The organism is Thalassotalea sp. PP2-459 (assembly GCF_001913705.1).
In the GTDB taxonomy this organism is placed as follows: domain Bacteria; phylum Pseudomonadota; class Gammaproteobacteria; order Enterobacterales; family Alteromonadaceae; genus Thalassotalea_C; species Thalassotalea_C hakodatensis.
Genome location: NZ_MKQD01000041.1, coordinates 1 through 14,773, shown reverse-complemented (window position 1 = coordinate 14,773; position 14,773 = coordinate 1). Strand labels below are relative to the sequence as shown.

General features: G+C 38.4%; 11 protein-coding genes. 8 read left to right on the top strand and 3 right to left on the bottom strand.

The features are described from left to right. Positions 1–63: 63 nt before the first annotated feature. From BI291_RS09605 to BI291_RS09595, 3 genes are all read left to right on the top strand, one after another. Complete coding sequence (locus tag BI291_RS09605; protein WP_074498543.1) at positions 64–3,348, top strand: TonB-dependent receptor; 3,285 nt, start codon at positions 64–66, stop codon at positions 3,346–3,348. Positions 3,349–3,457: 109 nt separating this feature from the next. Further along, on the top strand, positions 3,458–4,963 hold the full coding sequence (locus BI291_RS09600) for a tryptophan halogenase family protein (RefSeq protein WP_074498542.1): 1,506 nt from the start codon (positions 3,458–3,460) through the stop codon (positions 4,961–4,963). A 199-nt stretch (positions 4,964–5,162) separates the two neighbouring features. Next, positions 5,163–6,206 (top strand): glycosyl hydrolase family 18 protein, encoded by a 1,044-nt coding sequence (locus BI291_RS09595; RefSeq protein ID WP_074498541.1) that lies wholly within the window; start codon positions 5,163–5,165, stop codon positions 6,204–6,206. 89 nt (positions 6,207–6,295) lie between these two features. Here the strand turns inward: BI291_RS09595 and BI291_RS18740 are convergent, their stop codons facing one another. Beyond that, entirely contained in the window at positions 6,296–6,466 is a 171-nt protein-coding gene (locus BI291_RS18740; RefSeq protein WP_368482965.1) for a helix-turn-helix domain-containing protein, read from the bottom strand. A gap of 594 nt (positions 6,467–7,060) precedes the next feature. Continuing rightward, the gene (locus BI291_RS09585) at positions 7,061–7,417 is read right to left on the bottom strand and encodes a hypothetical protein (RefSeq protein WP_074498540.1); all 357 of its coding nucleotides are present in this window, start codon (positions 7,415–7,417) and stop codon (positions 7,061–7,063) included. On the opposite strand from BI291_RS09585, the gene BI291_RS18735 reads away from it, so the two are divergent. After that, the gene (locus BI291_RS18735) at positions 7,299–7,562 is read left to right on the top strand and encodes a hypothetical protein (protein ID WP_368482964.1); all 264 of its coding nucleotides are present in this window, start codon (positions 7,299–7,301) and stop codon (positions 7,560–7,562) included. The two genes, BI291_RS09585 and BI291_RS18735, sit on opposite strands and share 119 nt — an antisense overlap. On the opposite strand, the gene BI291_RS09580 is transcribed toward BI291_RS18735, so the two are convergent. Beyond that, positions 7,559–8,428: an AraC family transcriptional regulator gene (locus BI291_RS09580; protein ID WP_074498557.1), complete on the bottom strand. Its 870-nt coding sequence runs from the start codon at positions 8,426–8,428 to the stop codon at positions 7,559–7,561. The genes BI291_RS18735 and BI291_RS09580 overlap by 4 nt on opposite strands. A gap of 263 nt (positions 8,429–8,691) precedes the next feature. On the opposite strand from BI291_RS09580, the gene BI291_RS09575 reads away from it, so the two are divergent. The 4 genes from BI291_RS09575 to gmhB all read left to right on the top strand — a co-directional run bounded on the left by BI291_RS09575 (position 8,692) and on the right by gmhB (position 14,612). Then, positions 8,692–12,072: a methylmalonyl-CoA mutase family protein gene (locus tag BI291_RS09575; RefSeq protein ID WP_074498539.1), complete on the top strand. Its 3,381-nt coding sequence runs from the start codon at positions 8,692–8,694 to the stop codon at positions 12,070–12,072. A 120-nt stretch (positions 12,073–12,192) separates the two neighbouring features. Continuing rightward, complete coding sequence (locus BI291_RS09570) at positions 12,193–13,209, top strand: oxidoreductase (protein WP_074498538.1); 1,017 nt, start codon at positions 12,193–12,195, stop codon at positions 13,207–13,209. Positions 13,210–13,217: 8 nt separating this feature from the next. Then, a complete protein-coding gene (locus BI291_RS09565; protein ID WP_074498537.1) occupies positions 13,218–13,979 on the top strand; it encodes an SDR family oxidoreductase in 762 nt (253 codons plus the stop codon). 96 nt (positions 13,980–14,075) lie between these two features. Then, positions 14,076–14,612, top strand: coding sequence for a D-glycero-beta-D-manno-heptose 1,7-bisphosphate 7-phosphatase (gene gmhB / locus BI291_RS09560; protein ID WP_074498536.1), 537 nt, complete (start codon positions 14,076–14,078; stop codon positions 14,610–14,612). Positions 14,613–14,773: the final 161 nt, after the last annotated feature.

Below are 14,773 nucleotides of genomic sequence, written 5' to 3'. Positions count from 1 at the left end.
CACGAGTATGTTAATAACACCAAAGCGCCCATTAAAAAAACTATAAGCAAATGAGAGTGGAACATGACTAAAAAATTCAATAAAAACTTATTATCGATAGCCGTTTGTAGTGCGTTAGCTTACTCGCATTCTGCCATCGCTTATCAAGAAGAAACAGACAGCAAAAAAGCTGAAGATGAAAATGTTGAAGTTATTGAGGTATTGGGAATACGAAAAAGTATTGCTTCAGCTCAAGACCTTAAACGTATGGCTGATACGGTTAAGGATGTTATTACCGCGACAGATATTGGTGCATTGCCAGATAAATCAGTAACTGAAGCTTTACAACGCGTTCCGGGCGTTACTATTGAACGGTTTGCTGCTTCAGATGATCCTAAGCACTTTGCGGATGAAGGAACAGGCGTGTTAGTTCGTGGTTTAGATCGCGTACGTAGTGAAATTAATGGCCGAGGCGCGTTTAGTGCAAATCCAAACGGTGGGTTAAGTTATGAAGACTTTCCGGCGGAATTGCTAGGAGCTGTAGAAGTTGTTAAAAACCAAACCGCTGATCTAATTTCAGGCGGTATTGCAGGTACCGTTAACCTTATTACGCGTAAACCGTTTGACTCTGATGAGCGTGTGTTTGCTTTTGGCGCTAAAGCAAATTATGGCGATTATCGTGAAGAGGCAACACCTTCATTTAATATGTTACTTTCTGATAGCTGGGAAACAAATTCAGGTAAATGGGGCATTTTAGTTGCGGGTTCTAGATCTGAATTTAAAACTAAAGGTGATGGTTTTGGTTTAGGTAATTATCATAGTCGAGGCCCTGTTCCATTTCATTATGAAAACTGGGGCGAGTTGAGGGGACCAGGTATAGTAGCTGGCTATTGGGACGGTCCTTGTTCGCTTTCTGTGCAGTCTTGGGACGGAACTTGTGAACCGTCAAGTCTTTATACCGAAGAAGATGAGGCAAATTATGTTCCTCCATATGAAGGCGGCCCAGTAGAGGGTCAACCAGATGGTGTTACTTATTATACGCCAGCAGCGTTGACGATCACAACGGCAGAAAATGAGCGTAAACGCACCGGTTTAACCGCATCAGTGCAGTGGGAAAGCCCAGATGAAAGAACGTTAGTGACGGTAGAGCATATTTACTCGAAAGCATCGTTAGATTGGCGCGAATATGTGATCTTTAATGGTGAACGTGGCTTCGTATCAGCTGTGCCAGACGGTATCCAGTGGGGTGCAGGAAGCAATCGTTATCCATTAACGGTTGATGAAAATGGTTATGTAACATCAGGTGTTGGTGATTTAACAACAGGTCAATATCACCATAACTTTTCTTCTCGTTATAACAATACAGAAAGCGAGATTGCAGATACGTCTATTAATGTTAGGTTTAAAGCGACCGATAACTTAACGGTTCACTTTGATTACCAAAACGTTGACTCTGAACGCACTGTTGATAATTATCAACTAACGGCTTCAGTTCGTGGTGGTGCTTATACTGATCAATATGCGCCGTTTTTCTTAGATCTTCGTAATGAAACGCCATCGGTGGAATTTCTCAACAGTGGTATCTCTAACCCACCAGATGTTGAAGGTCCTATAACAAATGAAGAAGGCGATCTTGAATATACCCATCCAGTATTGAGCTTATACTCAGGTTTACCACAGCTAGAAGTCAATGATGCTGAATCAGACTCCTTTAAACTTGATCTAGAATATGTCATTGAAAAGGGCATGTTTACCAAAGTTTATGCTGGCGCGTTTTACTCAGACAAAAATTTAATTGCTCGAAATACGGAATACGAAGGTTGGCAGCCGTTGAACAAACGGTGGGAAGCGGACGAAGCCTACCTTTCTTCACCACAAGTTGCACCTGAGCTATTTGAACGTGTTGAATTTAAAGATCATTTCCGAGGTCATACCGTACAAGGCCCATTCACTAGCTATTTATTCCCAAGGATGGATCTTACCGAAAATTTTGATCAAACATTACGTGATGGTTGCGGTACGTATTTCTCACTCGATAATGCGTGGGATCAAAGCGGAGATTGTGCGATTCCGTACGAAGATATGACCGGCAGGGTAGATGGACCTTTTGCTGCGCGCCATATCAGTGAAACTAACACACAACGTACAGAGTTTTACTTACGTGCAGATTTCGAAGTTGATTTATCGAATGATATTTATTTGACCGGTAATGTTGGCTTACGTTCAGTTGATTATGATCTTGAATCGACAGGTGCCGTTACACTACCTGCACCTGCATCTGTCAGCCAAGAAGGGACTGCTCGACGTCAAGTGTGGGAAGATCTTTACCCTGAGCTTGTCAGTTTATCTACCGGTGAAGCATTTTTCTCAACGGTAGAACATAACTACTCAACAGTGCTGCCAAGTTTAAACCTAAACTTTGGTATTGGCGATGATGTGGTTGTGCGATTTGGTGCGTCAAAAGGGATTTACTTCCCGAGTTTAACAGATTCAGTGAACAAAATGTTTGTCAGTTTAAATGCTGAAAGCGTGCTTCAAGATCCTAATCTAGAAGAAAATGAAGAGACAAACCCTGTTGTTGACTACAAAAACATTGAAATTACCGCTAATGCACGTAACCCGTATTTAGATCCTGAAGAATCGGTGAATTTGGATTTAACAGCTGAATGGTACTTTTCAGAAACAGGTTCGTTAACGTTTGGTTTATTTCATAAAAAGCTAGACGGTATTATTCGAAATAAATCCTTCGCATCAACGGTTGAAGCGAATGGTCAAGACTATACCGTATCAGCTTATGGCCCAAGTAATGAAGGCTCTGGAACGATTCAAGGTTATGAAGTTTCATATACCCAGTTCTACGATATGCTTCCCGGTGCATGGAAAGGTTTAGGCTTACAGTTGAATTATACCTTTATCGACCAAGATGGACTTGAAGATCCAAATCAAAACCCATCGTTACAATCACGTTTCTCGAATGGCTCGCTAGAAGCACCTGACGGACGTAATTCTTTCCGACAGTTCAGCGATTTGCCATTGGTAGGTTACTCTGATCAAAATGTAAATATTGTTGGTATGTATGAATATGAAGGTATCTCAGCACGCTTAGCTTACACATGGCGTTCGGAATATTTATTGGCACTACGTGAGTCAACTGAATTTGTACCTGTGTATTCAGAAGCTCAAGGCCTCATGGATTTCAGCATTCACTACAACCTTACTGACAACTTTAAAGTAGGCTTTGAAGTGAGTAATGTACTTGGCGAAGATACCAACACTAAGTATCAACAAAATCAGGAAGGTACCTTAACTAATGCCTTTACTTTTACCACAGACCGTCGTTATGCGTTAACGCTTAGAGGGAGCTTTTAACGATAAGTGATTTGATAATAGGATGCTACTCAGTACCTACTGAGTAGCATCCTTATGTCAATTAGTATTAAATATTAACATCTCCATAACGAAATAACGCGGTATTAGCATGCAAAAAGGTATTAATTCAATTTGTATTGTGGGTGGTGGCACGGCAGGCTGGATGGCTGCATCGCTACTATCTAACCTACTTAAAGGGTGTCAAATTAAGACCACTGTAGTGGAATCACCCGATATTTCAACTATCGGTGTTGGTGAATCTACCGTTCCTTCTATCATTGACTTTTTAAATGCTAGTCAAATAGATCTGAAAGAATTTATCAAAGCAACCTCTGCGACCTTCAAATTAGGTATTCGTTTTGATGACTGGTACGCGGTAAATGAGCATTATTTTCATCCATTTGGCCATATAGGAAGGTCTTTAAATGGTTTTGATTTTTATCAGGTTTGGCTTAAGTCCTTATCAGAAGGGAATAAAGCTTCCTTAATGGACTATTCCGTTAATGCAGAAATGGCAAAGCATAACCGTTTCGTCCTGAAGCCTAAACAGACGAAAGATTGGGTGATAGCTAACAGTTCGTCAGCTTTACACCTAGACGCATCACAAGTAACTCGTTTTTTAAGAGAACTTTGTCTGCAACGAGGTGTAGAGAGAATAGAAGCGACTGTTAGCGATGTGGTGCTAAACGAACAAGGCTTTATTGATCAACTGCATACTGATTGTAAAAAACAAATCACCAGTGACTTTTTTATTGATTGTACTGGGTTTAAAGCACTGCTTATAGAAAAGGCGTTAGGTATTCCTGTTGAAGAATGGTCAAAATACTTACCTTGTGATCGTGCTGTAACTATCCAAACACAAACTGACCAGCCTCCTGTACCTTATACCATTGCTAAAGCACAAGCTGCTGGTTGGTCATGGACTATTCCGCTACAACATCGAACGGGTAATGGTTATGTCTTTTCAAGCAAATATTGCACTGATGAACAAGCAATAAAAACATTGACCAACAATGTGCAAGGTAAAATACTGACTGAGCCTAACGTTATTCCATTTACCACAGGTAAAAGAGAAAAAGTATGGCATAAAAACTGTCTTGCATTAGGATTAGCAGGAGGCTTCTTAGAGCCACTAGAGTCAACAGCGATTCATTTAGTATATAAAACACTCGTTAATTTTTCTCAGCATTTTCCAGATACTGACTTTGATGAGCAAAACGAGCAAATGTTTAATCAAAAAATGGATCTAGATTATTTAGAAATACGAGACTTTATTATTCTGCATTATGCAACTGCCCAGCGTGCTGATACTGACTTTTGGCAGATGTGTCAGCAAATGCCAATTCCTGAAAGCCTTAATGAGACCTTATCTATTTTTAAAAAGCGTGGTGAACTTAAAAGTGTTTATGGGGATTTTTTCACTAAAAATAGTTGGTGCGCCGTTCTAGAAGGCATGCATATTCGTCCTAATAAATATTACCCCTTGATCGATGGATTTGATCCTCAAAAACTCGCCAATATGCTCATGAAAAATGCGCAATTGATTAAAGATACGGTGAGCACAATGCCATTGCACAGTGATTTTATTCATCAGCATTGCCGGGCGAATAAATGAGTTACAAGAATTTAACAACTTTCTCGGGTAACGCTATTTTATTGGCTGTCGATGGCATATTTCCATCTGAGAAAATGGCAAGCTTAAATTAATTTTCATCTTAAAAAGAGCTTTATGGTGACTTGATGGGATTCAAGCCGCTTATTTTGCTTTAAATTGCATCAGAATAACTGATGAGGTAAACAAGGTTTATTGAATTATGTATAAATTTCTAAAAAACATCTTTGTTGTGGTTGGGGTAATGCTAGCGTTGCCTTTTAGCGCGCATGCAACACCAATGATAATAGGCTATATACCGAGTTACCATGGTATAGAGAATCAACTTGAACGGATAGATTTATCAAAGGTTACGCATTTAACGTTAGCTTTTTTACACCCAAATAAACAAGGGGAGTTCATCGAAAATAATCAACCGAGCTGTATGACTGGACAACATGGTTTTCCTTTAAGGGTAAGCGAAATTGAGCATTTGCTTGAGAAAGCTCATCGTTCAAATGTCAAAGTTCTTGTATCTATTGGCGGAGCAGCTTATCCATCTTGTGCCGGGGATTGGCGCACACTCTTATTATCAGAAAATCGCGACAAAACGATAAAGAACGTGTTGGCCTTTGTGCATGAACTAGGATTCGATGGTTTGGATATCGATATTGAAAGTAAAATGTTAACTGACATTGATAACAACGGAGATTTTTTACCTTTCATTAAGTCATTAAAACAAAGCTTGATGGCACATGACAAGTTACTTACCGCGGCGACGGGTTCTTACATTGGTGGAATGTTACCAGAATCTACTTTACCTCTTTTTGATTTCGTTTCTGTCATGTCATATGACGCTGTAGGTCCAACGTGGGGAAGTGTAGGTGTTGAGCATTCTACATTAGCGAAAGCGGAAGCTGACTTAGCACTATGGCGAAATAAAGGACTCAGTAAAAAGCAATTAATATTAGGCCTACCTTTTTATGGTTATGGCTTTGGAAAATATAAGAAAAACTATACATTCGATGATATTTTTGGTGAGTTTGGGCCTGAAAAAAGCAAGGGCGATCTAATTGGTAACAATTGTGCTGATTGCGATTACATTACCTTTAATGGCTACCAAACCATCAAAGCAAAAACTGAATTAGCTTTGCAGTTAGGAGCTGGCGTTATGATTTGGGAACTATCGCAAGACGTGCCAGCTAACTTGGGGTTACTTCATATGATTAATGAAACTATTAAAAAGAATAAAAATGAGAAAAAGTGACACAGTTCACACGTAGGCAAATTAGACTTTCCCTAATATATGCCACCGTAAATACCTCGGTATTTACGGTTTTTTTTATAATATAAACCCTAATTTCCTCTATATCGTTTTGGTGACATTCCAACAACTTTTTTAAATAACCGTGAAAAATAATAGGGATCACCATATCCTAATAATTCGCCAATCTGCATGATGGTTTCTGTCGTATTACCTAGTTGAAAACAGGCTTGTTGCATCTTCATATTGATATAATATTGTATGGGTGAACTATTATTTAATTTTAAAGTTAAAATTTGACAATACTAATGTTACTTACTAGTTTTATCTTCAAATGAAATTGCGCTTGGCTATAAAAGGATGTAATTCGCTGCTACATTAATTCTGTCGGCCTATTGGGAATATAAGATTGAAATGATCAGCACTTATAGATTTTTAATCACGATTTCTCAAACCATATTGCTGGAATATAGATGGATGTGTAATGAATTATTTAGCTTAGACTCAAGGGATTTTCTAATAAAGTGATGCTTATGTTACTTCATTATAGATAAAGAGAGACTGACTTTTATTAACAACATATAAGTTAATTTTAGTGAGTAAATAAACTGTTGATTCAGTATAAGAAACAACGAATCGCATGCCCAATGAAGGGCAACTATATGGAGATAATACAATGCGAGATTTGAATATAAATGAGATAAAAAGTGTAAACGGTGGATAATTCCTTGGCTGCTTTCCAATTAGCTTGGGAAGGACTTAAAATAGCCTTGGCGAGCGGACGTCCACTGTCTCCCAGTAGATACACGGGGGGCTTTCACGGTTAATAATTGTTAAGGTAGAGGTGACTCTTCCTTTCATATTTTATTTATGAAGACCTTTATTTTACCCAATCGAAATAATTCTTTCGCAATCTCGGTTTGTATAGCTAGCTTGTCTGCATTTTTTGGTTCTTTGTTAATAGTGTCAATTGTGTTCCACAGTGCAACTTTATTACAAATCGAACTTTTAGTTGCTTTTTCTAAACCTAAGATGTCCATATTTGACATATTTGGTACTGTTGTTTTTGCGCCAATTGTTGAAACATTTTTGTTAATTGTCTTTTTGAAAAGTCTTCTTAAAACCTCATTGTGTAATTGGCAAATTTGTTTGGTTTCATCATTGACTTGGGCTTTTTTACATGGATTAATTTCACCGATGAAAGTCTTTGGCACCTTTTGGAATTTTTATATCTTCAGCCATAGTTATATCGTTTGGTATAAATACTCGAGTATTAAAGGTTTCTCAGCGGCACTAATTCCGCATATGTTCGTGAATGCAATATCGTTATCTATTTTATTCGTTATTAATGCTTTCTAATTTCCTCTATATCGTTTTGGTGACATTCCAACAACTTTTTTAAATAACCGTGAAAAATAATAGGGATCACCATATCCTAATGATTCGCCAATCTGCTTGATGGTTTCTGTCGTATTATCTAGTTGAAAACAGGCTTGTTGCATCTTCATATTGATAAAGTACTGTATAGGTGATGTATCTGTGAGTTCTTTAAACTTTTTAGCAAAATGGAATTTTGATAGTTGGCTATAGTGGGCGAGGGTATCTAAATTCAGCTCTTGACTCAGGTTGTCTCTCATTAAGTCGTCTATAGCGTCAATACTAAAGCTAGAACCTTTATTAAACGACTCTATTCTCAATTGCAGCGCTAAAAAGCTTAACGTTTGTTGTAGTACATGAACGGCATGGATAACGTTGGTTGCTGTATAGCCTCTGCTACCTAAGGCAATCAGGTTATCGTAATCTTTATAGATATTTTCTTGTACATTAACAAAACCTAAACCATCTTCCATTTTCATTAATAAACGTTCTGCGAAATCATCAGCTAATTTTCCTGTAAAATGAATCCAATAAACGGCATTTTTACTACCACTTTTTCGTTGGTATTGAAAAGGTTGGTTAGGTGATATCAATACAAGATCGCCACGCTTTACCGTGCGTTTTTTATGTTTGTAACTCAAAATACCTTCACCATATTGGCAATAAATAAGTTGGTGCTGGTCTGCACGAGCTTGTTCAATGGTGGTGAAATATTGTTGTGAGTATTTGCCGAGGGCAGTAGGGTAAAGCCCTGCCGTTAAAGGGTGCACTTTTAACTTTTCTAACAAGAACTTAGGAATGATTAAGCGAATATCGGCGAATGAGCGTGTTGTATATACGGTATTCATTGTTTTAGAAACCATGTCAATAATAACAATATAGTCCATCATTGAAACAATAATATCAATGTTGTCCTTACTTTATATGTGATTTAATGGTTTCAAGATAGAAACTGTAATAACAAGCAGGCACAAAAAAATTATTACTTTTCATTAAGATCGCGTTGACGATTAGCGAAATTAGCAAATGTGATCAATAGTTGTAGTTCAACGCCTGTAGTTAGATGTTGCAAAAAATAGTAAGTAACATTGCTTAACTAAAGAGACCCAATATGACGACAGAAAGATATCAATTAAAAAATAAAGTACGCGTTGTAACAGCAGCTTCTTTATTTGATGGTCACGATGCCGCGATCAATATAATGCGCAGAATTTTGCAGGCGAGTGGTGTAGAGGTCATTCACCTTGGTCATGACCGTAGTGTAGAAGAAGTTGTGAATACGGCTATTCAAGAAGATGCAAATGCAATCGCCATGACCTCTTATCAAGGTGGGCACAACGAATACTTTAAATATATGTATGACTTGTTAAAAGAACGTGGCTGTGAGCACATTCGCATTGTTGGTGGTGGTGGTGGTGTAATATTACCTGAAGAAATTAAGATGCTACACGAATACGGTATTACACGTATTTATGCTCCTGATGACGGTAGAGAGCTTGGTTTACAAGGCATGATTGATGATATGATCATGCGTTGCGACTTTAAAACAGGCGTCAATGTTAAAAAAGATGATGTAGCCAATCTAAAGAAAAACGATAAACAAGCTATTGCACGCTTAATCTCCGCAACAGAAAATGCCCCAGAAGAAAATAAAACAGCATTAGATAAAATTAAAAAAATTGCATCAGTGAGTAAAACACCCGTTCTTGGTATTACAGGTACAGGTGGCGCGGGTAAATCTTCTTTAGTGGATGAGTTAATCAGGCGGTTTTTGTTAGCAACCCAAGACAATAAAATTGCTATCGTTTCGGTTGATCCCTCTAAACGAAAAACAGGTGGTGCACTGCTTGGCGATAGAATTCGTATGAATGCAGTAAACAATGACCGTGTGTATATGCGCTCTCTTGCAACTCGCCAATCAAATTTAGCCTTATCTGTTTATGTTAATGATACGTTAGATATTTTAAAAGCAGCTGATTTTGATTTAATTATTCTTGAAACCTCAGGTATTGGCCAATCAGATACTGAAATTGAAGAACATTCAGATGTATCACTCTATGTAATGACGCCAGAATATGGTGCTGCTACACAATTAGAAAAGATAGATATGCTCGACTTTGCCGACATCATAGCGGTAAATAAATTCGATAAACGCGGTGCGCAAGATGCATTACGTGATGTTAAAAAGCAATACAAACGTAATCGTGGCATGTTTGAAGCAGGTGATGACGAAGTACCTGTTTTTGGCACGATTGCTTCTCAATTTAATGATCGCGGTATGACAGAGCTTTATAATAAAGTGATCAGTGAATTGGCGCAAAAATCAGATGCATTAAAAGCTGACGTGCTAGCGCTTGAAGGAACTCAAGCGGAAAAAGCAAGTGTTATTCCAGGCAAACGTACACGTTATTTATCTGAAATTGCAGATAATAACCGCGGTTATGATGAATGGGTAGAAGCTCAAGCAACCGTTGCACAAAAGCTTTATGGTATTCAACAAGCCATGAATGCGGCCAATGAAAGCAATGAAGAAACTGGCAAGGCACTCGCTGAAAATCTTCAAACACTTTTTGATACCGTCGCGTTAGAGCTCGACCCAAAAAATAAATTGATAATAGAACAGTGGCATGAAAAAGTTGAAAAATACAAAGCACCACTTTTTAAATTCCAAGTTCGAAATAAAGAACTGTCGATAGAAACCCACTCTAAATCATTATCTCAGTTGGATATTCCAAAAGTGTGTTTACCTAAGTATCAGGGCTGGGGGGATATTCTTAGATGGAGCTTGCAAGAGAACGTTCCTGGTGAGTTTCCTTATACTGCTGGTTTATTTCCTTTTAAACGTGAAGGTGAAGACCCTACGCGTATGTTTGCCGGTGAAGGTGGTCCAGAAAGAACTAATCGTCGTTTTCATTATGTATCTAAAGGCATGCCAGCAAAACGATTGTCAACAGCATTTGACTCAGTAACGCTTTATGGTAATGACCCTGATATTCGACCTGATATTTACGGAAAAATTGGTAATGCAGGGGTCTCAATATGTTGTTTAGATGACGCAAAGAAACTTTATTCAGGTTTTAACTTAGCAGATCCTGCTACATCTGTATCGATGACTATTAATGGTCCTGCACCAATCCTCTTAGGTTTCTTTTTAAATGCTGCCATTGACCAGCAATGTGAACTTTATATCAAAGAGCATCAACTGGAAAAAGAAGTTGAAGCAAAGATTAAGGCGATTTATAAAGGTAAAGAAGGTGAAAAGCCAAGCTATCAAGGAGCGTTACCAGAAGGAAATGACGGTTTAGGGCTAATGCTATTGGGGGTAACTGGTGATCAAGTTTTACCAGCCGATGTTTACAGCGAAATAAAAGCGAAAACATTGACGCAAGTTCGCGGTACAGTGCAAGCCGATATATTAAAAGAAGATCAAGCGCAAAATACTTGTATTTTCTCTACCGAATTTGCATTGCGTCTAATGGGGGATGTGCAAGAGTATTTTATTGATAAAGGTGTTCGTAACTTTTATTCAGTTTCTATCTCTGGATATCATATTGCAGAAGCAGGTGCTAACCCAATCACGCAGTTAGCATTAACCTTAGCGAATGGTTTTACGTTTGTAGAATATTACTTAAGTAGAGGGATGGACATCAATGAATTTGGACCAAACCTGTCATTTTTCTTTTCAAATGGTATTGACCCTGAATATGCTGTAATTGGTCGCGTAGCTCGTAGAATATGGTCAAAAGCCATGAAAATGAAGTATAACGCAAATGCTCGTGCACAAATGTTGAAGTATCACATTCAAACCTCTGGTCGCTCGTTACATGCGCAAGAAATTGATTTTAACGATATTCGCACCACATTGCAGGCGTTATATGCAATATATGATAACTGTAACTCGTTACATACCAACGCGTATGATGAAGCAATCACAACACCAACGGAGGATAGCGTTCGTCGCGCCATGGCAATTCAATTAATTATTAACCGAGAGTTAGGGCTAGCGAAAAATGAAAACCCTATCCAAGGCTCATTTATTATCGAAGAGTTAACTGAACTCGTCGAAGAAGCGGTGTTAACTGAATTTGATCGTATTACAGAGCGTGGTGGTGTATTAGGGGCGATGGAAACGATGTACCAACGCAGTAAAATTCAAGAAGAAAGCTTGTATTATGAAAACCTTAAACATACGGGTGAATACCCAATCATTGGCGTAAATACCTTCTTAAGTTCTAAAGGTTCGCCAACAGTCATTCCTGCAGAAGTTATTCGTGCTACTGAGGAAGAAAAGCACTATCAAATTGATATGTTAGCAAATTTGCATGTAGCACATGCAGATAAAGCAAATAAAGACTTATCGGTTCTTCAAGCCGCTGCCATTAAACATGAAAACCTATTTGAACATATGATGAGTGCTTGTAAAGTGTGCTCGCTGGGACAAATTGTTAATGCATTGTTTGATGTTGGTGGTCAATACCGTCGAAATATGTAAGTTGTTTGGCGACTTTAATTCCATGCTGATTGGTATGATTAATACTAAAGTCGCCTAGTGCATGCTCAAACACTTGGGTATGTTCTTTAACTACTTTTATAAATAAGGCATTACGTTACAATGAATATACCTGAAAAATTTACCGCATTTCGCATTCACCGAAACGAAGATAAATCAATTCGTAGTGGTTTCGAGCAGATATCTTTAGCACAGTTAACTGAAGGTGAAGTTGTTATTAAAGTCGCCTATTCTGATATTAACTACAAAGACGCTCTTGCCGCAACGGGTAAAGGCCAAATATTACGTACTTATCCTTTAGTGGGGGGGATTGATCTATCAGGTGTAGTCGTTACCTCTTCTGATCAGCGATTTTCAGTAGGTGATAAAGTGTTAGTGTGTGGCGCACAGCTTTCTGAACTTTATGATGGCGGATATACCGAATATGCACGAGTTAAAGCTGATGCTGTTGTTGCATTACCTACAGGGTTAACATTAAAAGATGCTATGGCTTTAGGAACGGCTGGTTATACTGCTGCTATTGCCGTACAACGTATGGAAGACAACGGGCAAATTCCAGAACGAGGAACAATTTTAGTCACTGGTGCTACGGGTGGTGTCGGTAGTTTCGCGATCAATATGTTATCTAATATAGGCTATCGGGTTGCTGCATTAACCGGTAAACCAGATCAACACGACTATTTAACCCAATTGGGGGCAAGTGAAATTGTTGACCGTCGAGAGCTTGATATGGGTAAACGACCATTAGAAAAAGCTATTTGGGGTGGTGCGGTAGACAACCTTGGTGATGAAATATTAGCATGGTTAACTAAAACCGTTGTGCCATGGGGGAATATTGCTTCTATTGGTTTAGCCGCAGGCTTTAAGTTAGACACCACAGTCATGCCATTTATTTTACGAGGAGTTAGTTTGTTAGGGATAAACTCTGTTGAAATGCCATTATCTGTACGTGATAAAGCATGGCAACGGATAGCAACCGATCTTAAGCCGACGCAATTATCACTTATTGCCCCTAAAACCATTTTATTCAAGAACATAGAGTCAGCATTTAATGCCTACATAGAAGGCTCTGTAACAGCCAGAACTATTGTAGAAATAGACGCATCATTAGATAATTAGAGGAATTTATGAACATACAAGACAAAGTCATTGCTATTACTGGTGGCGGACAAGGACTAGGCCGCGCAATGGCGATAAATTTAGCGTCAAGTGGTGCAAAGTTAGCATTAATCGATTTGAATGAAGATTTATTAAAAGAAACAGTAAGCTTAATTGAGTCCGAGGGTTCTACGGCTAAATATTATTTAGCGAACGTGACCAATGAAACAGAAGTTGAGCAAACATTTAACCAAATAAATGATGACTTTAATGGTTTTGATGGATTGATTAACAACGCTGGTATATTACGAGACGGTATGCTACTAAAAGCAAAAGATGGTGAAATAGTTAAAAAAATGTCACTTGAACAGTTTCAATCTGTTATTGATGTTAATTTAACGGGGGTATTTTTATGTGGTAGAGAAGCCGCAGCTCATATGATCAAGAATAAGCGTAAAGGTGTTATTATTAATATGTCTTCTATCGCGCGTAATGGCAATATGGGTCAAACCAACTATGCTGCATCAAAAGCAGGCGTTGTCGCCATGACAGTGTGTTGGGCGAGAGAACTTGGTCGTCATGATATTCGTGTTGGTGCAATCGCGCCAGGTGTTATACGCACTGCGATGACAGATGCGATGAAACCTGAAATGCGTGAACGTTTAGAGAAAATGAAACCTGTTGGCCGCCTTGGTGAAGCAGATGAAATTGCCCATACGGTGAAGTATATCTTTGAAAATGAATTCTTTACTGGCAGAGTGGTTGAAATAGATGGTGGCTTATCGATGTAATCGATAGTTATACTAAATAGTATGAATTAGGAAAAAGCGAGTCTTACTCGCTTTTTTCATCTAAGCTTGTAAATAATAGAGTTATCTAAATAAGTTATGAATAAAGCATTATTTTTAGATCGTGATGGCATTATTAATGTAGATCATGGTTATGTCTATCAACAACAAGACTTTGAGTTTACAGAAGGGATCTTCGAGCTTTGTCAGCATGCATCTAAGTTGGGTTACTTGCTAATTGTAATAACGAACCAATCAGGAATAGCGAGAGGGAAGTACACTGAAGCTGACTTTCTTACGCTAACACAGTGGATGAAAGACCAATTTGAACAGCGTGAATGTCGAATTACAGATGTAATGTATTGTCCTCACCACCCTACGAAAGGTAAAGGTGAATATCTTAAAGACTGTCAATGTCGTAAACCTGAACCAGGTATGATACTTCAAGCGGCAAAAATTCATCATGTTGATTTAAACAAAAGTGTGTTTATTGGTGATAAAGTTTCTGATATGCAAGCAGCAGAATCCGCAGGTGTTGTTAATCGAATACTGGTTGCGAGTCAATATAATGATAGACAGCTTGAAACAGCCTGTAGCATCACTAAAATCGCAGATGCTCGTTCGTTTATTGTATAATTTGTATGATATTTCAGCGATCAAACGACTTTTACTAATAAATTGAAAATAGTTGTTGACGGCGCGGTAAAAATCCCTAAAATGCGCATCCACTTCTCGGGGACAAGCCAAGAAGGTTCTGTATAGGAAATACTTATTAGAGCGAGTCAGGACGACGAAAG

Coding starts and splice junctions, on each gene's coding strand:
- BI291_RS09605 (WP_074498543.1), top strand. CDS start 64: ATGACTAAAAAATTCAATAAAAACTTATTATCGATAGCCGTTTGTAGT.
- BI291_RS09600 (WP_074498542.1), top strand. CDS start 3,458: ATGCAAAAAGGTATTAATTCAATTTGTATTGTGGGTGGTGGCACGGCA.
- BI291_RS09595 (WP_074498541.1), top strand. CDS start 5,163: ATGTATAAATTTCTAAAAAACATCTTTGTTGTGGTTGGGGTAATGCTA.
- BI291_RS09580 (WP_074498557.1), bottom strand. CDS start 8,428: ATGAATACCGTATATACAACACGCTCATTCGCCGATATTCGCTTAATC.
- BI291_RS09575 (WP_074498539.1), top strand. CDS start 8,692: ATGACGACAGAAAGATATCAATTAAAAAATAAAGTACGCGTTGTAACA.
- BI291_RS09570 (WP_074498538.1), top strand. CDS start 12,193: ATGAATATACCTGAAAAATTTACCGCATTTCGCATTCACCGAAACGAA.
- BI291_RS09565 (WP_074498537.1), top strand. CDS start 13,218: ATGAACATACAAGACAAAGTCATTGCTATTACTGGTGGCGGACAAGGA.
- gmhB (WP_074498536.1), top strand. CDS start 14,076: ATGAATAAAGCATTATTTTTAGATCGTGATGGCATTATTAATGTAGAT.